General features: G+C 61.5%; 20 protein-coding genes. 6 read left to right on the forward strand and 14 right to left on the reverse strand.

The features are described from left to right. The first annotated feature begins 137 nt into the window (after positions 1-137). Positions 138-764, forward strand: coding sequence for a TetR/AcrR family transcriptional regulator (locus ACF8O7_RS22600; protein WP_392444353.1), 627 nt, complete (start codon positions 138-140; stop codon positions 762-764). A 4-nt stretch (positions 765-768) separates the two neighbouring features. Here ACF8O7_RS22600 and ACF8O7_RS22605 read toward each other — a convergent pair whose 3' ends face one another. From ACF8O7_RS22605 to ACF8O7_RS22625, 5 genes are all read right to left on the reverse strand, one after another. After that, on the reverse strand, positions 769-1,881 hold the full coding sequence (locus tag ACF8O7_RS22605) for an acyl-CoA dehydrogenase family protein (RefSeq protein WP_374725856.1): 1,113 nt from the start codon (positions 1,879-1,881) through the stop codon (positions 769-771). 109 nt (positions 1,882-1,990) lie between these two features. Beyond that, the gene (locus tag ACF8O7_RS22610) at positions 1,991-3,322 is read right to left on the reverse strand and encodes a c-type cytochrome (RefSeq protein WP_392444354.1); all 1,332 of its coding nucleotides are present in this window, start codon (positions 3,320-3,322) and stop codon (positions 1,991-1,993) included. Between the two features lie 17 nt (positions 3,323-3,339). Next, complete coding sequence (locus ACF8O7_RS22615; protein WP_203400941.1) at positions 3,340-5,640, reverse strand: molybdopterin cofactor-binding domain-containing protein; 2,301 nt, start codon at positions 5,638-5,640, stop codon at positions 3,340-3,342. Beyond that, positions 5,637-6,224, reverse strand: coding sequence for a (2Fe-2S)-binding protein (locus ACF8O7_RS22620; protein ID WP_016447058.1), 588 nt, complete (start codon positions 6,222-6,224; stop codon positions 5,637-5,639). Before ACF8O7_RS22620 ends, ACF8O7_RS22615 begins: the two co-directional genes overlap by 4 nt. A 629-nt stretch (positions 6,225-6,853) precedes the next feature. Beyond that, positions 6,854-7,141: a hypothetical protein gene (locus tag ACF8O7_RS22625; protein WP_016447059.1), complete on the reverse strand. Its 288-nt coding sequence runs from the start codon at positions 7,139-7,141 to the stop codon at positions 6,854-6,856. A gap of 454 nt (positions 7,142-7,595) precedes the next feature. Between ACF8O7_RS22625 and ACF8O7_RS22630 the strand changes: the two genes are divergently transcribed. Together ACF8O7_RS22630 and ACF8O7_RS22635 are read left to right on the forward strand one after the other, a co-directional pair. After that, positions 7,596-7,871 carry an H-NS family nucleoid-associated regulatory protein gene (locus ACF8O7_RS22630; protein ID WP_016447060.1) on the forward strand — a complete coding sequence of 92 codons (276 nt, stop codon included), beginning with the start codon at positions 7,596-7,598 and terminating at the stop codon, positions 7,869-7,871. Positions 7,872-8,139: 268 nt separating this feature from the next. Beyond that, a complete protein-coding gene (locus ACF8O7_RS22635; RefSeq protein WP_267178522.1) occupies positions 8,140-8,928 on the forward strand; it encodes an Hpt domain-containing protein in 789 nt (262 codons plus the stop codon). A 7-nt stretch (positions 8,929-8,935) separates the two neighbouring features. Here ACF8O7_RS22635 and ACF8O7_RS22640 read toward each other — a convergent pair whose 3' ends face one another. The 4 genes from ACF8O7_RS22640 to ACF8O7_RS22655 are packed head-to-tail and all read right to left on the reverse strand — an operon-like array spanning position 8,936 to position 14,483. Beyond that, positions 8,936-9,628: a response regulator gene (locus ACF8O7_RS22640; protein ID WP_016451730.1), complete on the reverse strand. Its 693-nt coding sequence runs from the start codon at positions 9,626-9,628 to the stop codon at positions 8,936-8,938. A 47-nt stretch (positions 9,629-9,675) separates the two neighbouring features. Continuing rightward, positions 9,676-12,609: an ATP-binding protein gene (locus ACF8O7_RS22645; RefSeq protein WP_392444355.1), complete on the reverse strand. Its 2,934-nt coding sequence runs from the start codon at positions 12,607-12,609 to the stop codon at positions 9,676-9,678. Positions 12,610-12,634: 25 nt separating this feature from the next. Then, positions 12,635-13,807 (reverse strand): EAL domain-containing protein, encoded by a 1,173-nt coding sequence (locus ACF8O7_RS22650; RefSeq protein WP_392444357.1) that lies wholly within the window; start codon positions 13,805-13,807, stop codon positions 12,635-12,637. 19 nt (positions 13,808-13,826) lie between these two features. Beyond that, complete coding sequence (locus ACF8O7_RS22655) at positions 13,827-14,483, reverse strand: response regulator (protein WP_392444359.1); 657 nt, start codon at positions 14,481-14,483, stop codon at positions 13,827-13,829. A gap of 348 nt (positions 14,484-14,831) precedes the next feature. Here ACF8O7_RS22655 and gloA point away from each other — a divergent pair, with 348 nt between their 5' ends. Next, complete coding sequence (gene gloA, locus ACF8O7_RS22660; protein ID WP_026062330.1) at positions 14,832-15,281, forward strand: lactoylglutathione lyase; 450 nt, start codon at positions 14,832-14,834, stop codon at positions 15,279-15,281. A gap of 94 nt (positions 15,282-15,375) precedes the next feature. On the opposite strand, the gene ACF8O7_RS22665 is transcribed toward gloA, so the two are convergent. Beyond that, positions 15,376-15,900 (reverse strand): OmpA family protein, encoded by a 525-nt coding sequence (locus ACF8O7_RS22665; protein ID WP_160854800.1) that lies wholly within the window; start codon positions 15,898-15,900, stop codon positions 15,376-15,378. A gap of 238 nt (positions 15,901-16,138) precedes the next feature. On the opposite strand from ACF8O7_RS22665, the gene ACF8O7_RS22670 reads away from it, so the two are divergent. Both ACF8O7_RS22670 and ACF8O7_RS22675 read left to right on the forward strand, forming a co-directional pair. Next, complete coding sequence (locus tag ACF8O7_RS22670) at positions 16,139-16,762, forward strand: gamma-glutamylcyclotransferase (RefSeq protein WP_392444360.1); 624 nt, start codon at positions 16,139-16,141, stop codon at positions 16,760-16,762. 150 nt (positions 16,763-16,912) lie between these two features. Beyond that, positions 16,913-17,524 (forward strand): superoxide dismutase family protein, encoded by a 612-nt coding sequence (locus tag ACF8O7_RS22675; protein WP_046240174.1) that lies wholly within the window; start codon positions 16,913-16,915, stop codon positions 17,522-17,524. Between the two features lie 21 nt (positions 17,525-17,545). Here ACF8O7_RS22675 and ACF8O7_RS22680 read toward each other — a convergent pair whose 3' ends face one another. The 4 genes from ACF8O7_RS22680 to ACF8O7_RS22695 are packed head-to-tail and all read right to left on the reverse strand — an operon-like array spanning position 17,546 to position 22,004. Further along, positions 17,546-18,328 carry a CoxG family protein gene (locus ACF8O7_RS22680; protein ID WP_392444362.1) on the reverse strand — a complete coding sequence of 261 codons (783 nt, stop codon included), beginning with the start codon at positions 18,326-18,328 and terminating at the stop codon, positions 17,546-17,548. Beyond that, positions 18,318-18,824, reverse strand: coding sequence for a (2Fe-2S)-binding protein (locus ACF8O7_RS22685; protein WP_046240165.1), 507 nt, complete (start codon positions 18,822-18,824; stop codon positions 18,318-18,320). The genes ACF8O7_RS22680 and ACF8O7_RS22685 overlap by 11 nt, the downstream gene beginning before the upstream one ends. Further along, the gene (locus tag ACF8O7_RS22690) at positions 18,821-19,717 is read right to left on the reverse strand and encodes a xanthine dehydrogenase family protein subunit M (RefSeq protein ID WP_016447072.1); all 897 of its coding nucleotides are present in this window, start codon (positions 19,715-19,717) and stop codon (positions 18,821-18,823) included. Before ACF8O7_RS22690 ends, ACF8O7_RS22685 begins: the two co-directional genes overlap by 4 nt. Then, positions 19,710-22,004 (reverse strand): xanthine dehydrogenase family protein molybdopterin-binding subunit, encoded by a 2,295-nt coding sequence (locus tag ACF8O7_RS22695; RefSeq protein ID WP_392444364.1) that lies wholly within the window; start codon positions 22,002-22,004, stop codon positions 19,710-19,712. Before ACF8O7_RS22695 ends, ACF8O7_RS22690 begins: the two co-directional genes overlap by 8 nt.

Raw genomic sequence — 22,004 nt, forward strand, 5'->3', positions numbered from 1 at the left:
TTCCTTGCGTTGAGCTATTGTTTGTTGATCGACAAAGAATAGTATCACGCCAACGCGGCTGCTTTTGCGAAGCCGATGCAAGACAGCATCAAGGCGCCGCTAAGATGCCGCCCTGACTGTTGAGAAGGATGAGGAAGATGGCCGGAAGACCCAGGGAATTTGACCGAGACCAGGCGCTGGAGCGCGCCATGCTGGCGTTCTGGCGGCGCGGCTACGAGGGCACGTCCATGGCCGACCTGGTGCAGGCGCTGGGCATTGCGTCAGCGCGCATCTATGCGGCCTTCGGCAGCAAGCAGGACCTGTTCCGCGAGGCCGTGCAGCACTACGAGGCCGGTGATGGCGGCTTTGCCGACCGCGCCATGGCCCAGGAGCCGCGCGTGCGCGACGCCCTGGCGCGCGTGCTGCGCGATGCCGTGGCCACCTTTACGGACGATGCCCATCCGCTGGGCTGCATGGTGGTCACCGCCGCCACCAATTGCGCCGAGGAAAACGAGGCAGTCGCCGCCTGGCTGGCCGAACACCGCCGCCAGCGCACGCAGTCCCTGATCGACCGCCTTCAGCGCGCGCTGGATGAAGGCGAGCTGCGCGCCGGCACCGACGTGCAGGCGCTGGGGGATTTCTATGCCACGCAACTGCACGGCATCTCGGTGCAGGCCCGCGATGGCGTGCCGCGCCAGCGGCTGCTGGCGGCGGTGGAGACCGCCTTGCTGCTGCTGGACACGGCGCTGGAGCCGGCGCTGCAGCCCGCAGGCAAGGCGGGCTGAGCCGTCAGGCGCCGAGCTTTTGCAGTTTTTGCAGCTCGGCGCGCAACTGGATCACGCTGGGCGTGACGATGGGGATGAAGGCCGATTCACGCCAGCGGCGGGCAAAGCCATCGTCCGCATCCAGGCTGTAGGCGCGGCCACCGGCCGTCTGCAGCTCCAGCTGCATGGCCTGCTGCACGCAGTCGTGCAGGGCCAGGCGCAGCGCGAAAAGCCGCTCGGGCGCCTCCACGAAATCGCCGGCCTCTACACCGGCCTTGAGTGCGGCCACCGCCTGCTCCAGATGGCTGCGGGTATCGTCCAGCGGCTGCTGCAGCACATGACCGCCCTGCCCCATGCGCGAGGCGGCCTGCGCACAGGCCGCGCGCGCCAGGCCGATGGACAGGCCGCATTGCATGCCCAGGAAGGCCGGGCGCACACGCGGCAGGAATCCGCCGGCGCGCTCGGCCAGCAGATCGTCTTCGGTGATGGCCACGTCCTTGAGTTGCAAGGCGGCGGTGTTGGTGCCGCGCAGGGCGATCAACTCCAGATCCGGCGAGCGCTCCAGGCCCGGCCGGTCGGACGGCAGGGCCACGATCATGGGCGGCGCGCCGTCGTCACGCGCCACGGCAATGGCGGCCAGAAAGCGCGGCCCGCGCAGGTTGGTGCACCAGGGCACGCTGCCGTTGAGCAGCCAGCCGCCGCCTTCCCGGGCCGTGGCGCGGATGTTGAGTGCCTCCAGCCCGCTGAGGAATTTCATGATGTTGGACAGCCCCGAGGCACCGGCCGCCTCGCCCGCCAGCAGCGCGGGCAGCCAGCGCTCGCGAAGGGCCGCATTGCCGGTGTTCGCCAGCATCTCGATCAGCACACGCTGGCCCCAGAAGGCAAAGGCGGCGGACATGGAGTGCGTGGCCACCTGGGCAATCGCCTCGATGGCATCGCCGGCGCTGCCGCCCTGCCCGCCCAAGGCATCGGCCAAGCCGTGGCCCAGCAGCCCGGCTTCGGCCAGATAGGGCACGACGGCGGCCGTGGCCTCGCCGTTGCCGGCATCCAGCGCCTGGGCACGTGCATCCAGCCATTGGCGGTTGGCGTCGGTCAGCAGGGGGAAATTGGGCATGGGCTCAGGCATGGGATCGGGCATGGGGCTTGTCATCTTGCGGGTCACCATAAAAAAAGGGACCGCTGTGGGAACAGCGGTCCCTTGCCATCCTAGCGCAGCACACAGGCTGCGCAGATGACGCGGCGCAAGCTCAGTGCGCCGCCACCTTGCCGGGGCGTGTTTCCTCGCGCAGGGCCTTGACCTTGTCGCTCAGGCCGGGCCATGGCTGCAGGCCGTACTGGCTGCGCATGGTGTTGAGCAGCGTGGCGATCTGATCGTCGCTGAGGTTGTGGCGGAAGGCGGGCATGGTGCCCAGCTGCGGGCGCGCCGGTTGCGTGATGCCGTTGAGCACCACATGGATGGCGTTGGTCGGCGAATCGCTGTACAGGTTGGTGTTCAGCGACAGCTGGGGACGCACCCCGAAGCTGCTGCCGGCCAGCACGCCGCTGGGATCGGCACGGTGGCAGGCCATGCAGGCGCCCTGGTACAGGCGATAGCCCTGGGCGTCGACCGGCAGCTTGGCAACCTCGGTCTTTTCCTTCACCAGCGCCTCGGCGTCACCCGTGCCAGCGGCATCGGCCACAGGCTTGCGGTACGACATCAGGTAAGTGGCCATGGCGTTGATGTCCTCGGCCGACTGGTGGGACAGGCCTTCGATCACGGGCGCCATGGGGCCGGCGGCCACGCCGTGGCGCTCCGAGAAACCGGTCTGCATGTAGCGGACCAGGTCCTCGCGCGTCCAGGGCAGCGGAGCCACGGCCTTGTCGTTGAGCGCGGGCGCATCCCAGCCGTCGATGAAGGCGCCGGCCAGGTGGTCGGCACCCTTTTTCTCGGCGCCGAACTGGTTGCGCGGCGAGTGGCAGGCGGCGCAGTGGCCCAGGCCTTCGACCAGGTAGGCGCCGCGAATCCACTCGCCCGACTGGTTGGCGGGCGCGGGCTGCTCGCCCGGCTCCAGGTACAGCGCATTCCACAGGGCCAGGCCACGGCGCACGTTGAACGGGAAGTTCAGCGCGGTCTTGGGTGCCTGGTTGGAGACAGCCGGCTCGGTCATCAGGAAGGCATACAGCGCCTTCATGTCCTCATCGGTCACGCGGGTGAATGCCGTGTACGGGAAGGCGGGGTACAGGTAGTTGCCCTCGCGGTCCACACCATGGCGCATGGCGCGCTCGAAGGCCTCGTACGACCAGCGGCCGATGCCGGTTTCGGCATCGGGCGTGATGTTGGTCGAGTAGATGGTGCCGAAGGGGCTGGGCATGGCCAGGCCGCCTGCGTTGCGCTGGCCGCCCGGTGCCGTGTGGCAGACAGCGCAGTCGCCCATGTGCGCCAGGCGGCGCCCCTGGTCGATCTGCTGCTGGCTGAATTCCTGCACCGGGATCTGCTGCAGGGGCGCGATTTCGCTGCGGCCCGTGGCCAGCCAGAAGGCGGCGCCAGCCACGGCGGCCAGGCCGACCACGCCGAGGGTGATTTTCTTGAGTGTGTGCATGTTCCGGTCCTCCGCTCTCAGTTCTGTGCCTTGTCGGCCGGGGCTGCATCGGCAGCCTTTGCCTTGAGTGCGGCCAGCACGCGTGCCGGGGTGAACGGCACTTCGCGCAGGCGCACGCCGGTGGCGTCGAACACGGCGTTGGAGACAGCGGCGGCGCTGGGCACGGAGGCCGATTCGCCCGCGCCCATGGGGTCTTCGCCCGGGCGCTCGACCAGTTGCACGTCGATCTCGGGCAGCTCGTCAAAGCGCAGGATGGGGTAGCCGCCCCAGTCCAGCGAGGTCACGCCCTTGCTGTCGAAGGTCACGTACTCCTTGAGCACGCGGCTGGTGGACTGGATGATGTTGCCGTGCACCTGGTGGCGCACGCCGGCCGGGTTGACCATCTCGCCGCAGTCATGGGCCACGAAGACCTTGTCCACCTTGATCACGCCGGTCTCGCGATCCACGGTCACGTCGCAGATCCAGGTGGCCCAGGCCGCGCCGTAGCCGGGGAACTTGCTGTGGTAGTAGCGGGCATAGGCAAAGCCGCGGCCCTTGACCAGGCGCTGGTCGGCCGGCGCGGGGTTGCGGTGGGCCGGGCCGTCCTGCCAGCCGGCCTGCTTGCGGGCGGCGTGCGTCAGCGCCACGGCGCGCGGGTCCTTCAGGTAGCGCAGGCGGTAGGCCAGCGGGTCTTCGCCGGCCAGGTAGGCGCATTCGTCGATCCAGCATTCATGGGCAAAGACGTTGGGCAGGGCCGAGACGCCGCGCATCCACGAAGCGCGCACGATGGGCGCCGCATCCTGCGAGACCACGCGCATCTTGGGGTACTCGTACTGCGGGATGGCCGTACGGTCACCCATCTGCAGCACCTTGGGCTTGTTGGGCACCTTGCCCGTCAGGATCAGGGCCAGGGCCGCCGCGTCGTTGGACGGGTAGCAGGTCTTGAGCTCATAGCCCAGCACGGCATGGTTCTCGTCCAGGCCGCCGCGCACGCGGATCAATTGGCCCGTGCCCTTGGGCTCCCAGGCTGCTTCCTGCTCGCGCATCAGCTGCACGCGCACCGGGCGGCCCACGGCCTGCGACAGCAGCACGGCGTCGGATGCCACGTCGTCCGCGCAATTGCGGCCGTAGCAGCCCGAGGCTTCCAGGCGCGTCACATTGATCTGGTCGGCCGCCATACCGGTCAGCGTGGCGATGTCCTTGCGCACGTCGTGCGGGTTCTGCGATCCGGTCCAGACCTGGATCTGGCTGGCGGACACCTCGGCCACGGCGCAGGACGGGCCGATGGAGGCATGCAGGTGGTAGGGCCAGACGTAGTCGGCCTCGATCACCTTCTTGGCGCCCGAGAAGGCCTCGTCAATGCCCGCGTCCTCGCGCAGCATGCGGTCGGTCTTCTCGTGCTTGACCAGGGTGTCGTGCATGGCGTTCAGCGACAGGTCGGGCACGCCGGCCCAGTCCTTCCACTTCACCTCCAGCTGGCGCATGGCGGCAATGGCCTGCTCTTCGCGCTCGGCCACGATGCCCACGAAATCGCCCTGCACCACCACCTTGACGATGCCCGGCAGATGAGCGACGGACTGTTCGTTCACCGAGATCAGGCTGCTGCCCAGCGGCGCCGACGCATCGGCACCGCCATAGGGCGGGCGCACCACGCGGCCGTGCAGCATGCCCGGCACGCGCACATCGTGCACATAGGCCAGCGCGCCCAGCACCTTGGCCGGAATGTCCACGCGCTGCACGGACTTGCCGATGTAGTTGAAACCGCCGGTGCGCAGCGGCACTTCCTTGTCCAGCGCAATGTTCAGGTCCTGGCCCTGGGCCAGTTCGCCGTAGCCGATGCGTCGCCCGCCCTTGGCCACCACCGCGCCCTTGGACGTGGTCAGTGCGGACACGGGCTGCTGCAGCTTCTCGGCAGCCAGGCCCAGCAGCAGCTGGCGCACCTGCGCGGCGGCCTTGCGCATGGGGATGGCATCCACCTGGATGGTGTTGCTGGCAATGGTCGGGCCCTGGTTGGGCGTGCGGCCCGTGTGGCCCAGAACCATGGTGATGCGTTCGAACTCCACATCGAGCTCATCGGCCACCAGCTGCGCCAGCGAGGTACGGATGCCCGTGCCCAGGTCCACGTGGCCGTGGTAGGCCGTGACGCTGCCGTCCGCGCCAATGGCGATGAAGCTGCTCACCCGGTCAATGGGGGGAATGGGGAAGGCGCCGGCCACGGCGGGCGCCGTACCCGTGCTTTCAGCCACCAGGCCAGCGGCCGCCACCGAGCTGACCATGACCATGCCGCCCAGCTTGAGCAGGTTGCGGCGCGTCAGTTGAAGGGGGTTGGATGCACTCATGCTGCACCTCCCTGGGCGATCAGCACGCGGGCGCGGGCGGCGGCCCGCATGATTTCCACATGCGTGCCGCAGCGGCACAGGTGGCCGGACAGGGCCTGGGTGACTTCCTCGTCGGTGGCCGTGGGCTTGTGGTCGAACAAGGCCACCAGGGCCATGACCATGCCGTTGGTGCAGTAGCCGCACTGGGCGGCCTGCTCGTCGATGAACGCCTGCTGCACGGGGTGCAGTGTGTGGACAGTCTTGCCATGCGTGTCAGCCGACGGCTTGCCGGCAGGCATTCCCGGCACGGCGGCCGGATGGGCAGCTTCCCAGTCACGCGCCACCCGGGCGTGCTCGGCCTGGGTCGCATCCTGGGACAGGCCTTCCAGCGTCGTGACCTTCATGCCCTGGACCACGCTCACGGGAACGGAGCAGGAGCGGGCCACCTTGCCGTCGATCAGCACGGCGCATGCTCCGCATTCGCCCAGGCCGCAGCCGAACTTGGGGCCATTGAGCTGCATGTCGTTGCGCAGCACATAAAGCAGCGGCGTCTCCGGGCTGACGCCCTGGATCTCGACCTCTTGTTGGTTGAGAGTGAATTTCATCGTGTGCAAACCTTGTGGTTGACAACAGGTGCAAACCATAGGTGCGCACTGAAAAATCAGGCGTCAGGCACGCCGCAGCAAAGCCCGAAAAAGAAAGCCCACCGCCGGCGGGGTGGGCTATTTCACGTGGTTTTTAGAGGCAAGTCGGATGGCTGGCTGCCTGTTGTATGCAAACGATTCTATGCCTCGCACTTGCTCGCCGCTGCCAGCGTGCCGCCATCCTGGCACCCGCACAGACTGCGGATTTCCGTGGCTTTTTATGCACAAGACCAAACTCATCCATCGGAAATATCCACGAAAGCACAGCGCAGCAGGCTGATCAGTGAGCCTGCACCAAGAGCGAAAAGGAGTGCACCACCGCAGTGCACAGGAGTGCAGAACACGCTGCAGCAATTCCGGTCCGGATCTTTCAGCCATGCACGGCCGGGCATAGAGATCGCAGCCCGTCCAGGCGTTCAACGCGTCGGCTCGAAAATCACACCAACCCAGCAAAACACTCGGCTTTTACCTGCATCAAATTCCAGTGAGAACGCTTGAAATTCACGAACGCATCATGCGCAGCGCCTGCAAAACTCATGCTCGTCTGCAGGATCGGCACCACGCAAGGCTGCTGGCTGCAACCCCAAGCATCAGCGGGTGCCCGGTGTGATCTGGATCGTGCCAAGGCCCGAATCCATGGCCACACGCCGCCGGGGAGTCAGCCAATGCACCCACAGCCCCCAAAGCCACCCCAGCGCAAACACGCAGGCCAAGGCCAACATGCCCCAGCGCCCGGCAGACAGCGCGCTGTAAATCCAATACGGCATGCCCCCCAGGCCGAAGAGGCAGGCCCATCGCCGAAGCGCGGCGGAACGGGATTGGGACAGCCAGACGGCAAGGGCTGCGGGGAGTGCGAAGGCGATCTGATCGATGCTCATGACTGCATCATACTGTACAAATAAACAGCATTGCACAGAAAAATCCAGACGCTTGCACAAGGCACGTCGACGGGACGGCCACACCCTCTGATTTGTTCGCATCTCATCTGGCAAGCAGCGTACAGACTGGACTTGAAGGATTCCGAATCCGCACCGGAGTTTGGGTAAAGCGCGGCCCTTGCATCACTCAATCCCAGCACCGCCGGCCATGAACCCGGAGTCACGGCTTATCCAGTTCCGCCCAGCCCGAAAGCGAGGGTGCACAGGATTTTGAAAACCCGCAGAACATACAGCGCCATACTGCGCAACGGCTCTTTACCCAAGGTTTACCTGACAGTTTGAACGCATTCGGGACGGGCAATGGTGGTCATAGGGGGAAATAATCGAAAGCATGCAAACCGGTTCTTAAAAAACAGTTAATATTCGCGCTTCAATCCATGAAAGGCAAACTACCGTGAGCAACACATACAAAGAACTTCTGGCGCAGCGCGAAGCACTTGAGGCCCAGATCCAGACAGCACGCAAGCAAGAAGTCAGTGATGTGATCGCCAAGATTCGCGGTCTGGTTCAGGATTACGGCCTGACAGCCGACGACATTTTCACGGCACGCCGCGCCTCCTCCACCGTGGCTCCCAAGTTCCGCAATCCAGAGACAGGTGACACCTGGACCGGACGCGGCAAGCCGCCCGCCTGGATCAAGGACAAGGATCGCGCCCAGTTCGCCATCTGAAGCCCTGGATAAACGCCTCCATGAAAACAGCCTGCAGTCACTTGCAGGCTTTTTTCATTCTGCCCCCACCTGGAGCGTGCATCTGAATTGGCATGCCTGCACTTCTGCAGGGCGGCATTGCCCAGGCCTGGCCCCGTGCAATCGCGGCAAGCACGCGCACATGCCCTTAGACATGCACTGTGGATGGATGCCGTGGTTCAATCAGTCGGCCTGATCTGCATCTTAAAATTTCTCGCTGTAGAGACCGGCCCCCGACGTTCGGCCTTCCATGACAAAACAGATCTCCGCCCCGGACAGTGCCCCCACCGCACGCCGTCCTGACAAGCTACCGACCGCCTTTGGAACGACACCTGTCGCAGATGCACTCTTGCGGCCCCATCTGCCATTTTCAGGACAGCAGATTCTGTTCATCTCGTCATGCGACGACCAGCACGCCCATCTGCTCCCTTTGCTCAAGGAGTGGGGTCTGGTGACCACGGCATGCCGCCATCCCACCGCGATTCGCCAGGATCGGCTACAGAAGTTCCACGTTGTCGTGCTATGCGGGCCGAAGACCTCATGGAATCCCAAGGACGAAAACCGCCTGGTGGCAGGAGCGGCACGCATCATCGAATGTGAAGCCAGCCATCCCATGCAGCCCAGAGTGATCAATGCCCGCATCATCGCGGTATCCTGGCATTCACCGCAGGGGATTCTTGATGCGCTGACGATGGCGATCCATTCAACGCATGCCAACCCCGACAGCCTCCTGCCGACTGACGAAGCCGTCCATTTCGAGAAAATTGCGCCACCCATCAGAAATGCCTTCCTGGAATCTGCGCGCTCTTCTCTGGCAACCATCAAATCCAGCCCAAACTGCAAAGATGTGCAAAGAGAGCTTCACAACCTGTCTGGCTCACTGAGATTCTTTGATCTGGTCGAGTTGTCAATACGGTGTGCCGACCTGGAAAGCCGCATGGGCCATGATGGGCTGGCATATCACAGACATTCGCTCTCGCTGCTGGAGCTCCAGCTTGAAGCAGTCATCCAGGACATACAGGCACTGAAGGTGGAATGAACATGCATCATTGAGATCTCGATGATGTCACCCACCCACATTCCAAGGCATATTTCATAAGGTCTATGTCTCGCTCTATGCCGAGCTTTTGCATGGCCTTGACTTTTTGCGTGCTGATGGTCTTCTTGCTCCTGTTGAGCTTGGCTGCAATTTCATCAATGCGCAGGCCAGCAGCGTACAACCGCACTACCTCGGACTCCTTGGGGCTCAGCTCGGCAGGCACTCTTCTCTCCCCCTGCACTCCGCCCAACCCGCCTGCACCACCTCTTTCCAGCCGCTCGGCGATGGCTGGCGAAAAATAAACTCCGCCAGTGAATGCCGCGTGGATCGCGGGAACAAGATGCAGCACCGGATCGGCCTTGCTGACAATACTGATGTTCGAGACACGACCCAGAGCCTGGAGTATTGCCGAGTTATCCAGCATGGTCAGGACCACCAGACCCAATTTTGGGAATCTTCTCGATATATAACCGAATAGATGCAGTCCATCTCCATATTGCCCGGTCGGCATGGAGTAATCGGATACAAGCACATCAAAACCTCCCTCTTCCAGCTTTTGAATCAGATCGGTTGAATTTGAAACACTCCCATTCAATGCAATTTCTGACTCACCAGACAATTCATGCCTGACACCTGATATTATCCCAGGATGATCGTCCGCCAACAATACGGATATTTTCAGGTACTTTTTATAGTCCATGGTGCGTAAATATGAATAACCTGACACCAGCCGGCTTTCAACCTTTCTCACAGATCTTTCAGAACGTCCATGAAATTCACGAGCTCCACATCGACCGCTCGAAAATCTCGCGCATTGACAAGAGAAGAAATCCTATCAAGCGCCTGGACTATGTCATTGAACCCTGCCACTGCAAATGCCCCCTTCATGGCATGAATTTCCCTATGCACAGCCACGAGATCTCCTTTTTCCAAGGATTTCTTCAAGGAGATCAAGGATGCTTGTGTTGTTGAGACAAGAATGTCACGGTAGCCAGAAATCTTGCTTGTTCTTGCCGGCAATGCATCCACTTGGCAAACCCCGGACTTGCCGATATTTCTATCAATGAATTCCTTGATGCTTTTCAGGGAGGCTGGTTTGACGATGATGTCGGATATGCCGAATTTGGCACATTTATCCCTTTCATGCTTGCCTGCGTTTGCCGTTATTGCCCCCACTCTAATCCCGGGGTAATCCTTACGGATGTGCTGTGCAAGCACATAACCGTTCATGCCGGGCATCTGCAGGTCGGTTAGAACCAGATCATAGGCCAGCTGTGCCAGCATGCTCAAGGCAGATTCCCCTCCTTCTGCAGAATCGGCCTCATACCCAATGATCCTCAGCTGATCCAGCAACAGCATTCTGTTAACAGGGTGGTCATCCACCACCAGAATCCTTGCCGAGAAATCCTCTCGTTCGTCCTCCGAAAGCAGGACATCGCCATCCTCCCAAGCGACAGCGGATGATGCGGGCTGCGCATGGTATGCGGGCAGCACCAGCTCGAAAATGCTGCCTTTTCCAAGGACACTTGAAAACCGGATCTCCCCTCCCATGAGGTGGGCCATCCGCTGGCACAGCGTCAGCCCAAGTCCGGTTCCTCCAAACTTCGTGGCGATTTCCGAGCCGGCCTGCTTGAACGCATCGAAGATGAACGCATGCTGCGAATGATGAATACCTATTCCAGTATCGGATACCTTGATGTTCAGCTCGCCGGATCTGTCGGATGCATATACCTCTATTTTTCCACTCTTGGTGAACTTCAAGGCATTGCTGAGTAGATTGTTGAGTATTTGCTTGATGCGCTCAGCATCGCCAAGATATCCAGACTTCAGCGAATCATCGATGGTCAGGGAAAATTCAATTTTTGCCTCTGTCACCAAGGGTTTATAGATGGATGCCACCTGCCTGATCACGGACTTGAGATCGAATCCGGCCATCTCGACACTCATCTGACCAGACTCGACCTTCGAGAAATCGAGGACATCATTCAACAGAGACAAAAGAGAATGTGAGGAATTCGAAATGATGTCCAGCCGTGTTTTCTGCTCCATGGAAAGAATGCTTCTTCCCAGTATTTCCAGATTCCCCAGTATCGCATTGAGTGGAGTGCGTATCTCGTGGCTCATTACGGCGAGAAAAGATGATTTTTCATGGTTTGCCTCTTCCGCAGCCTTCTTTGCATCCTCCAGGCTTCTTTGGACCTGCTTGTGAGCCGTGATATCGGCAAACCCGCACAAAAGCACGTTCCGACCTTGGTATTTTGCCTTCACCATGATCATGGACAGCTCTGCAATGGTTCCATCGTTGGAAATCACCACCTCGCTGGACACGGGCACATAGTCACTTTTCCCGCCACCAAGATATTTCTCCACATAAACTCTGTGGAAATAGCCGATCAATAGCTCGCCAGGGACCGGGCCACGCAGTACTGCACTCTCCTTGTATTTGAACATCATGCTGTTCTCCAACAGCATCTTTTTCTCCTTGAAATCAAGAAGTCCAAGTCCGTAAGGAGCCATGGCAATGATGGTTCGACTCAGCTGCTCGGTATCGAAAACATTCTTTGCCTTTTCATAGATTGGAATAAATACCTTTTCGTAGAAATATATCAAAAAGCACCAGAACAAGACAATGAATATCAACGAAAGAATCAAATATACGAACGATTTTCCCTTTAGAAAAACCGCATCCTTCCACGAAAACACGTGGAGCAGAATCATGTTTGTATTCGATATCCTCGAGTAGTAATGAAAAAAACCATCCTTGTATACAGCACCATACTTGAACAGAAGATAGCGACTCACCAGATTGCCTTGGAATTTCGATGTTTCAATATCAAAGAAATCCGCTTTGCTGTAGCCCTCTGGTTCAACACCCAGGGCAACGCTTCCCTGGGAGTCCATGATCAGAAAGGAACTTCTATCCTCACCTTGCTGCATCAGATTCTCAATATGCTGGGTAGGCATGTCACTCACCACGGTGAGAAATGGCTTACCCCTGTGGAATGCAGAAACAACAACCTGGAACGACATTTCACCCGTCAGAATACTTTTGGTCGGGGGAAGCCAAATGGGGTGGCGCACTTGTCCGGAATGAAGTGGAACGCCTTTGTCTTTCGGCAGCCCGGCAATCTGTTGCTGAAGCTCCAAGAGCATCCGTTCCCGCTCAGGCTCATCTGGAATCTGAGGCAGGAGAGCACCGATGAACCCGCCATCCGGACTGAAGGCATATACAGATATGGCTCTTCCATCCTGAAGAAAACTCGAGTTTGCCAGGTATGCAAGCTCCTCCAGCATATCCCTGTATCGCCTGCATGCAGGCTTGTCGCCCTTATCCTCGAGCAAAACCACCGGACTCACACCCGTGATCATAGCGCCCGGCCTGCCAACTCCCGCCGGTTGCGATATATGCGCTTGCCCCCAAAGCAATTCTGATGCGATTATTCCACGCATCATGATGACCTGCTTTGTTTCTATCTCCACCAGAATTCTAGTTCTCTTGTTCTGAAAAATTGACCTTCTTTCCTCCATGAAATCATTGAACTCGAACGATGCCGCAAATAACGCGACAATGATTACAAGGAAAGAAAAGATCAGCCCCCCACCAAAAAGCAGTCTCTTGTTATATCTAGCCAGAAGCAGAAGATCTTCCTTTTCTGCAATTTCTTTTTTATGGATTTCCATCTGGACATCGATATACAGCCATTGCTCAGGCCAATGATCGCCTCATGTAGTCGATAAAATCTTTGCAGGAAAGTGCTCTGGAATACAAGAATCCCTGGGCGACATCAGCATCCATCCTCCTGATCATTCCCAGATCATCAACGTCCTCCACTCCCTCAACAACCACCTGTGCCCGAACATCTTTCGCAAGCGACACCGCTTTGCTCAGCACTCTCTTTGCATGGGCCTGGTTTCTTGCAGCATGCAGCAAAGCCTTGTCAATCTTGATCTGGTTGAAAGGAACGCTAAGCAGGCGCCCTAGGGTTGAGCCGCCCACGCCAAAGTCATCCATTGCGCACTGAAAGCCGCTCATTCGTAAATTCGCAATGACACCGCCCAGGGACTTGTCGAGATCATCCGCCCCATCTTCCGTCACCTCAAAACCGATATTTTCAGGGGAGACCCCTGCATCCCTGATTACGCGCAATGCCGAATCCATCCACTCCCAGGATGCCGCCAGGGAGGCGGATACATTGATGCTGCAGATGAACTGCCCTGAAGGTGCTGCCGATTTGATGAAAGAGATGGACTGCAGGAGCATTTGGAGAGTGAGCTCATGCATCAATCCATGGTCTCCGATAGCCTTCATGAACGCAGCAGGTGGCAACAGTTCCGTGGCCGAAATAGGCCACCGGGCCAAGGCTTCCGCCCCGATGATCCTGCCCGAGCCTGCATGATGCAAGGGTTGAAAATGGGCAACGATTTCGCCGCTGTGCAAAGCGTTCATCAACCTTGCTCTCGGGATCGGCAAGATCGTCCTGGGCTGACCCTCCGTCTTGGTCCGCCCCAGGATACGCAGCAGGAAATCCCCGTTGACCGGCACCTCTCTTGCCATTCTGGAGCGAGATATTGCACAGACGATGTTGAGTGCCAGGCTCCGGGCATAGTCAGCAACCGCATGGAAGATTCTTGGTTCGCAGCTGCTGACAAGGATGATGGGGACATCCACTTCACACACTGCCAGATTATTGAGGAACCTCATCAGCTTTTCGCCGATGAAATCCATATCCACAAAGGCCGCATCCGCATTGAATTTCTTCAGTTCCGCCAGGAGCTCATCCGTATTGCTGATCCATTGAATGCCGTGAAAAATTCCTTGCTGTTTGCAACATTGCTGTATCCAATATGGGGCCATCGGATCGTTTGTGGCAACTAGCATTCTTTTGCCATGACCGGGACTATTTTCTGGCATCAATCCATCCCATCTCTATTCCATAGCGAATGAGGTCAATGTCCTTGCGGATGCCCAGTTTATTCATGACCGCCACCTTGTGCGTACTGACCGTCTTGATGCTGCGATAGAGTTTTTTCGCTATTTCAGACACTGTCATTCCAGAAATGAAAAGCAGCAGAACTTCCTCTTCACGCTTTGACAGTTCTATCGATGTTCGTACCGCCCCGAGCCATTCGCCGCCAAGCAGTTTGCTTGCGCTCGGCGAAATGAATTGACCATCTGTGTATGCCGCATAGATCGCCGGCACCAGGCTCCCCAAAGAATCTGTTTTATGGACTATCCTGTAGATCCCCTGATTGGCAAGCGACTTGATGATCCCAATATTCTCAATCATGGTCAGCATCACGATCTTGACGCCGGGAAATCGTCGCCGGATGACATTCAGCATGACCAGGCCGTCGCCATAAGTTCCGCCGGGCATTGAATAATCAGTCACCAGCACATCGCATTCGTTCTGCCTGAGAAAATTGATGATTTCCGTGGAGTTTTTCGCTCGACCCACAATCTCTATCTCACTTTTTTCCTCCAAAACACTTTCTATGCCTGCCAGAACTGCCGGATGGTCATCGGCAATCAGTATCCGCAAGACGAAATTTTTCATGACTCAAAAAATTAGCAAGAAGAACATTCCTATTCTAGGCAGTGACGCACTAGGATTTAATTGGATTAATCTGATTTTTCCACTTCAAAATCTAAGATTTGTCTGATTTTTTGGCCCAATTGCAGCGAATTCGGGCGTCAGTCCTAGGGAGCACTCCTAGAATTCAACAGATAGTTGAATCGGTGGTTGAATGCGTTGCAGGCCAAGCATCCGGACCACGCGGGAGTCTGTGGATGAGATGCACGCGCCCGGGCAGGAGCCCGCGACCGATGCCGCGGTGGGGCTGAAGCGACCTCACCCCATGGCCGAGCGCGTGAAGAGACCGCCAAATCCCGGCACAATCCGTGGATGCGAATCCTTCACACCATGCTGCGCGTTGGCAATTTCCAGCGTTCCATCGATTTCTACACACAGGTTCTTGGCATGCAGCTGCTGCGAACCTCAGAGAACCCCGAGTACAAGTACTCGCTGGCCTTCCTGGGCTTCGAGGGCGGCAACCCTGGCCAGGCCGAGATCGAGCTGACCTACAACTGGGGTACGGAGTCCTACGACATGGGCACGGCCTACGGCCATATCGCCATTGGCGTGCCTGATGCCTATGCCGCCTGCGAGAAGATCAAGGCGTCCGGCGGCAACGTGACGCGCGAGGCCGGCCCCGTCAAGGGCGGCACCACGGTGATTGCCTTTGTGACGGATCCGGACGGCTACAAGATAGAACTCATACAGGAGAACTCACGCGCCCATGCCGGCGTGCAGCCAGCTGGCGGCGAGAAGTTCGATCCCCTGCGCAATTCCTGATCCACGCAGCCCCAAAAACAAAGGCCCGGAGCGTTCATCGCTCCGGGCCTTTGTTTTTAGCTGCGGCTGCTGCCAGCCGCACTGCTGATTCGGTTCAATCCACCAGGATCACTTCCACCCGGCGGGCCTGGGCATTGCTGCCATCGGCCTGCAGTTGTTCGGGCTTCTTGAGTTCGACCTTTTCCTCGGCCACGCCCAGTGCCAACAGGGCAGCCTGGACTGCCAGGGCGCGCTTCTTGGCCAGTTCGGCGTTGAGTTCGGCGCTGCCGGTGGCGTCGTGGTATCCAGAGATCACGGCGCGCTTGCCGCCCTGCACACCAGCCACCACATCGGCCAGCGCTTCATTGGCGCCAGCCGCCAGCTCGGCCTTGGCCGATGCGAAGTAGAACTTGACCACGCCGTTTTCGACAACGACACGCGCCACGTCTTCCTCCAGGACCACAGGCGCCATCGCCGGCACAGGTGTGGCGCCGGTTGTCGTCTTTGCAGGGCCATGCGCAATACCGCGCTGGTAGACCACGACACCCACGACCGTGGAGACGACGAGCGCAATCAGCGCAAACAAAAAGCCCAGGGCAAAACGTTGTTGGCTGTCGTCGTCGGATTGACTGAAGGACATGAAGCACTCTCCGTGAATGAACTGTTGAAGGAAACCAGAAAGACTGCGAAAAACCGGCCGATTGTAGAGGGCCGCCGCCAACGGCCCTGCGCACCGCCCAAGCCCCGTGATGCCACCCGGCACGAACTGTGGCGCCGCAGAGACAAAAGGCCGGCCGTGCAAGGGCAACGCAGGCGCTTGTGCACCGTTTGGGCCGACAGGCGTTAAAACGTCATTGTTCCTTCACGCCACAGCGCCCATGTCCGCCCTGCCAGAATTCTCATTTGCCCGCCGAGAGTCCCAGCCCATGCTGGACGAGGCGCTGCACCGATGGGGCGGAAGCGACGACCTCTGGATCTTTGGCTACGGCTCGCTGATCTGGCGGCCGGATTTCGATTTCTGCGAATGCCGCACGGCCCGTGTCTTTGGCTGGCACCGGGCATTGAAGATGTGGAGCACCATCAACCGCGGCACGCCCCAGAATCCTGGATTGGTCTTTGGCATGCTGTCCGGCGGCAGTTGCCAGGGCATGGTGTTCCGCATTCCCCGGCACCACGGCCATGACGTCATGAGAAAGCTGTGGCAGCGCGAGATGGCCAATGCCGTCTATGACCCCCGCTGGCTGCCCTGCCGCACCGGCCAGGGCACGGTGCAGGCGCTGGCGTTCACGCTGTCCCGTCAAAGCCCCAATCACACGGGCGAGCTGGCGCCCGAAGACTATCGCCGCATCTTCAGCGAGGCCAAGGGCATCTATGGCAGCACGCATGACTATGCGCGCGCAACCTTCGATGAGCTCAAGCGCCTCGGCATCCGGGACCGTGCCTTGCAGCGCCTGCTCAGCTACGCGGGCCAGCCTGAAGCGGGTGCGCAAGCCGCGCGCTGACGCTTTGATGCGATTGATACGCTGATGCGCGCAGGCGCATAACGCTGCCCTCTCCGACATATCCACCGTATTGCACGCTGCAAGATGGCGGCTGCGCGCAATGCGCCTCACAACTTTTCCAGCACGGATATCAACCAGGAGATTGCCACCATGCGTTTGAACGCTTCCCCCTCCACCCCGTCCACCGCCGTGAAGCTGCTGATGGCAGCCGGGATGGTGCTGGCCCTTGGGGCCTGCGGCAGCCAGGCCAAGCCTCCTGCCACAGCCGCGGCGTCCACCCCGGCAGCCGTCACCGCAGCCCCTGCCGCCCGCAACGTGGCCATGGCCCAGCTGCAGCCCACGCAAGGCAGCAAGGTCAGCGGCAGCCTGCAGTTCACTGCCCAGGCCGATGGGAGCGTGCGCGTTCAGGGCTCGGTTCAGGGGCTGGCGCCCAACAGCGAGCATGGCTTTCATGTCCATGAGAAAGGCGATTGCTCCAGCCCTGATGGCCTGAGCGCGGGCGGCCATTTCAACCCCACAGGCCACGCCCATGGCCGCTTCGATTCCGCTGTCCACCACGCAGGGGATCTGCCCAGTCTGCGGTCAGACGCGCAAGGCATGGCCAGCATAGATTTCGTTTCGCGCGGCCTGGCACTGGATCAGAGTCCCAACAGCGTGGTGGGCCGCGGCCTGATCGTGCACAAGGACCCTGACGACTACACCACGCAGCCCACCGGCAATTCGGGGGCGCGCCTGGCCTGTGCGGTGATCACGCGCGGATGATGTGCTCGGCCGGGTCTGCGTTCAGCGCAGGCAGTCGCGCAGCCACGCCGCGCACTGCTCGGCGCGCGCGCCCGGCCATTGGACGCTGACCGTGGTATCGCCACGGCGCAGCTCGACATGAATGGTGTCGGCAGCGCCCGCGCTGCCCTCACCGCTCAAGCTGCCGATTAGCCGTCCCCACCAGCCACGGCCCCGCAGGTCTTGGGCCGTGGAGGAGAGCTCCGAAGCTGGCGCTGGGGCTGGGGCTGGCGAATTCCGGGCTTGCACCACCGTTTCCCTGGCTGGCTCGGAGGCCGTCGCGGGCGCGACAGGTGCAGGCGCCTGCATGGTCGCCTTGCCCGCAGCGGGCTCCCCTCCCCCGCCTTCGAGCCGCGCGGCCAGATTGTTACCGAACTCCTCCCATATTCGGTCGGCCTTGGTCTTCATCACGCTCAGGCCGAAGGCGCCCAGACGGCCCAGCAGGTCCACGTCGATCTTGATGCGCAGTTCGGTGCCTCCATCCGGCGTGGCGCTCAGGAAGATTTCACTGCGCTGCTTGAGCGAGCTGGCCACCGAGGTGTCTTCTCCCGTTCCTTCCACGCGCAGATACTCGGGAGCGCGTTGCTCGACGATGCGTGTGCGCAGCTTGAATCTGGCGCTGATGAAGGAGATCTTCTGGTGCATCACCGCCACGTATTCGGTGGGGCTGACCACTTCGATGGACTGCATGCCCGGCACGGCACCTCCCATGACCTGGGGATCGAGTAACAAAGCCCACACCCGCTCTCGCGAGGCCGAAACAGTCAGGGTTTTCTCAATTTCCATGCATTTTCTCCGCGGCCACAAGGACCGATTCCACGATCTGGGTGTAGCCCGTGCAACGGCACAGGTTGCCGTTGAGGCCATGGCGAACTTCGTCCGCGCCGGGACGGGGGTTGCGCCCCAGCAGATTGCAGGCGGCCATGATGAAGCCCGGTGTGCAGTAGCCGCACTGCAGGCCGCCGCATTGCATGAAGCTTTGCTGCAGCGGGTGCAGCCGTTGTGACGGGTCTGCGCCCGCACCCCCAGCAATACGGTCGGCCAGGCCTTCGATGGTGGTGAGCGCGCGGCCCTGGACCTGCACGGCCAGCAGCAGGCAGGACTTCACCACTTCGCCATCCAGCAGCACCGAGCAGGCGCCGCACACGCCCGTCTCGCAGCCGCGCTTGGTGCCCGTCAGGTGCAGGTCATCACGCAGAAAATCCGACAGCAGCCGGCGCGCAGGCACGTCCACGCTGCAGGGCTCACCGTTGACGGTGCATTCGATGCGATGTCGGCTCATGCCAGCTCTCCTTGTTCCAGTGCCAGGTCCAGGCCAAACAGTTCGGCCACGGTGCGCCGCACGTTGACGCGCACCATTTCTCGGCGGAAATCCGCCGAGCCGCGCAGGTCCGAAACCGGTGTGATGTCGGCCGCGACGATGTCACCCGCCTCAGCCGCCAAGGCCCAGGTGAGGGCACGGCCTTCAAGAAAGCCCTCGGCGCGCCGCTGGCGCACGGGTATGGGCGTAGAGGCGCCCACGACGAGACGCGCGTCGCGGCAGATGCCCCCGGCGGTGTGCGCCACCAGGGCCACGCTGGCCAGCGGCCGGTGTTCGGCCGCTGTGCGCAGAAAGCGCGTGTACACACCGCTGCGCCGGTCGTCTCCTTGCCCCATGGGCGGCACGCGGATCTCGCTGACGATCTCGTCGCCTTCCAGCGCCGTGGCGTAGTAGTCGACCAGGAAGTCCTCGATGTCCAACAGGCGCTCGCCTCTTGCGCTGGCCAGCACGATCTGGGCGCCCAATGCCATCAGGCAGCCGGGCGGGTCGGTGGAGGGGTCGGCATAGCAGAGATTGCCGCCCACCGTGCCCTGATTGCGCACCTGCGGGTTGGCCATGCGCTGCGCCATGCCGGCCAGGACAGGATAGTGATGCGACACCAGCGGCGAGGCCGCCAGTTCGGCATGGCGCACCAGGGCGCCGATACGCAGGCCACGCACCGGGTCGAAGTCCAGGCCGCGCAACGCATCGATGCCAGCCAGCGAGACCAGGTGCGTGGGCGCGAGCATGCGCTGGCGCATGCCCAGCATCAAGGCCGTGCCGCCGGCGATCACGCGGCAGTCCTCGCCCAGTTCGGCCAGCAACCGGCTGGCCTCCGCCACCGAGGTGGGCTCCAGGAAGTCGAAGTCATGCATGACGGCCCTCCTCGGCGCGTGCGCGCAGCGCCGCCAGGATTTTTTCGGGCGTGATCGGCAGATCGCATATGCGCACGCCGATGGCGTCGTACACGGCGTTGGCGATGGCAGGCGCTCCCGGCAGGATGGCGGTTTCGCTGGCCCCTTTGGCGCCATAGGGGCCGTTGGGGTCGTTGGACTCGACAAAGCCGCCGCGCAGCAAGGGCACGGCGTCGACCGTTGGCATGGTGTAGTCGGCGAAGTTGCCGTTGGCCAGGCGCCCGCCTTCCAGGTGCAGTTGCTCGTAAAGGGCCCAGCCCATGGCCTGGACGGTGGCCCCGTTGGTCTGCCCATGGATGGCGACGGGGTTCAGCGCCTTGCCGCAGTCGTCGGCCACATAGCTGTCAAGCACCCGGACCTGGCCGGTTTCCGTATCGACCTCGACCTCCACTGCCTGGGCCGCGAAGGAATAGGCCGGCGCGATGTTGCCGTGCAGCTGGGCGTCGTGCATCTGCGTCTGGGCATCCCAGGTGTGGCTGACCTGTATGCCCTCGCCGCCATGGCGCCAGATGTGCTGGCGTGCGAGCTCGGCCATGCCTGCCGCACGGTCGGTGCCGCGCACGCGCACCTGACCATCGGCCAGCTCCAGGTCGTCGACCTGCGCCTCCAGCACGACGGCGGCCAGGGCCAGCAGCTTGCTGCGGGCCGCCTGCGCGGCACCTATGGCGGCATTGCCTGCAGCCATGGTCACGCGCGAGGCCAGCGAGCCTATGGCGAAGGGCGTGCTGTCCGTGTCGGGTGCGGCCACGCGGACCTGCGACAACGGCAGCGTGAGTTCATGGGCGACGATCTGGCTGAGCATGGTGGCCGCGCCCTGGCCCATGTCGCACTCGCCACTGAGCACAAGCACCTGGCCATCCTCATGGATGCGCACCACCACGGAGGAGCCGTCCCAGTTGCCCATGGTGCGGTTGCCGCTGACATGCATGGCCGCGGCCATGCCCACGCCCCTGCGGCGGGCGCCAAGGGCCTGGCGGGGGCGGGCGCGCTTGCCGCGCCAGTCGATGGCATCGGTGGCCTGGTCTATGCACTCCTTGAGGCCGGCGCTGCCGATCTTCCAGCCATGCACTGTCACGTCGCCGGCTTGCACTGCATTGAGCTTGTGGACTTCGGCCGGATCCAGCCCCAGCTGCTCGGCCATGATGTGGATGTGGCTGTTGAGCGCGAACAGCATCTGCGTACCGCCAAAGCCGCGGAACGCGCCGTGCGGCGGGTTGTTGGTATAGACCAGGGTGGCGTGCGATCGGACGTTGCCCTGCCTGTGCATGTTGTCGCTGCGCATGGCACTGACGTGCATGACCTCGGCCGACAGACCCGCATAGGCACCGCACTCGGCAACGATGTGCACCTGCTTGGCGAGGATGCGGCCATCACGCGCCATGCCCAGCTTGAGCGTGATGCGCTCGGGGACGCTGGAGCAGCAGGCCAGGAAGTCCTCCAGCCGGTTGTTGACCAGGCGCACGGGCCGCCCGGTGCGCAGGGCCAGCAGGCCCGCCACGAGCTGGTTGTCGTCCTCGACGATCTTGCCGCCAAAGCCGCCGCCCGTGGTGGCCTGCACCACGCGGATGGCGGACACCGGCAGCTCCAGCGCCGCCGCCAGCCGGGCACGCGCCAGGAAAACCGACTGCGTGGAGGTCTGTACCAACAGGCGGCCATCGGCGTCGATGGAGGCCAGGGTTGCCATGGGTTCCAGGTAGCCCGGGTACTGCGCATGCGTGGTGTACGTGGCTTCATGAACCAGATCAGCTGCGGCGAATCCGGCATCGGCATCGCCGCGCTCGAAGCGGATCTCGTGGGCGATGTTGCCCCGGCCCGGATGAACGCCGGGCGCTTCTTCATCCAGGGCTTCCTCGGGCGACAGGATGGCGGGCAGTTCTTCGTACTCGACCTCGATCAGGTCCAGCGCATCGCGGGCGATCTCTTCTGTGGCGGCAGCCACGGCTGCCACCTCTTCCCCCGCAAAGCGCACCAGGCCGTCGGCCAGGATACGCCGCTCCTTGTGGCTCACGCCCCAGGGCGTGCGCGGTGCATCTGCCCCGGTCAGCACGGCTTTCACACCGGGCAGCGCACGCGCTGCAGCAATGTCGATGCGCACGATGCGCGCATGCGGATAGGGGCTGCGCAACAGCTTGGCATGCAGCATGCCCGGCAGCTTGAGGTCGCCCGCGTACTGGGCATGACCTAGTACCTTGGACAGCGCCGTGACCTGGGCCGTCTCGCGGCCCAGCGTGGAATTCGAGGTATTCAT

Origin of the sequence: Delftia sp. WSY_16, assembly GCF_043104415.1 — a bacterium.
In the GTDB taxonomy this organism is placed as follows: Bacteria; Pseudomonadota; Gammaproteobacteria; order Burkholderiales; family Burkholderiaceae_C; genus Comamonas; species Comamonas tsuruhatensis.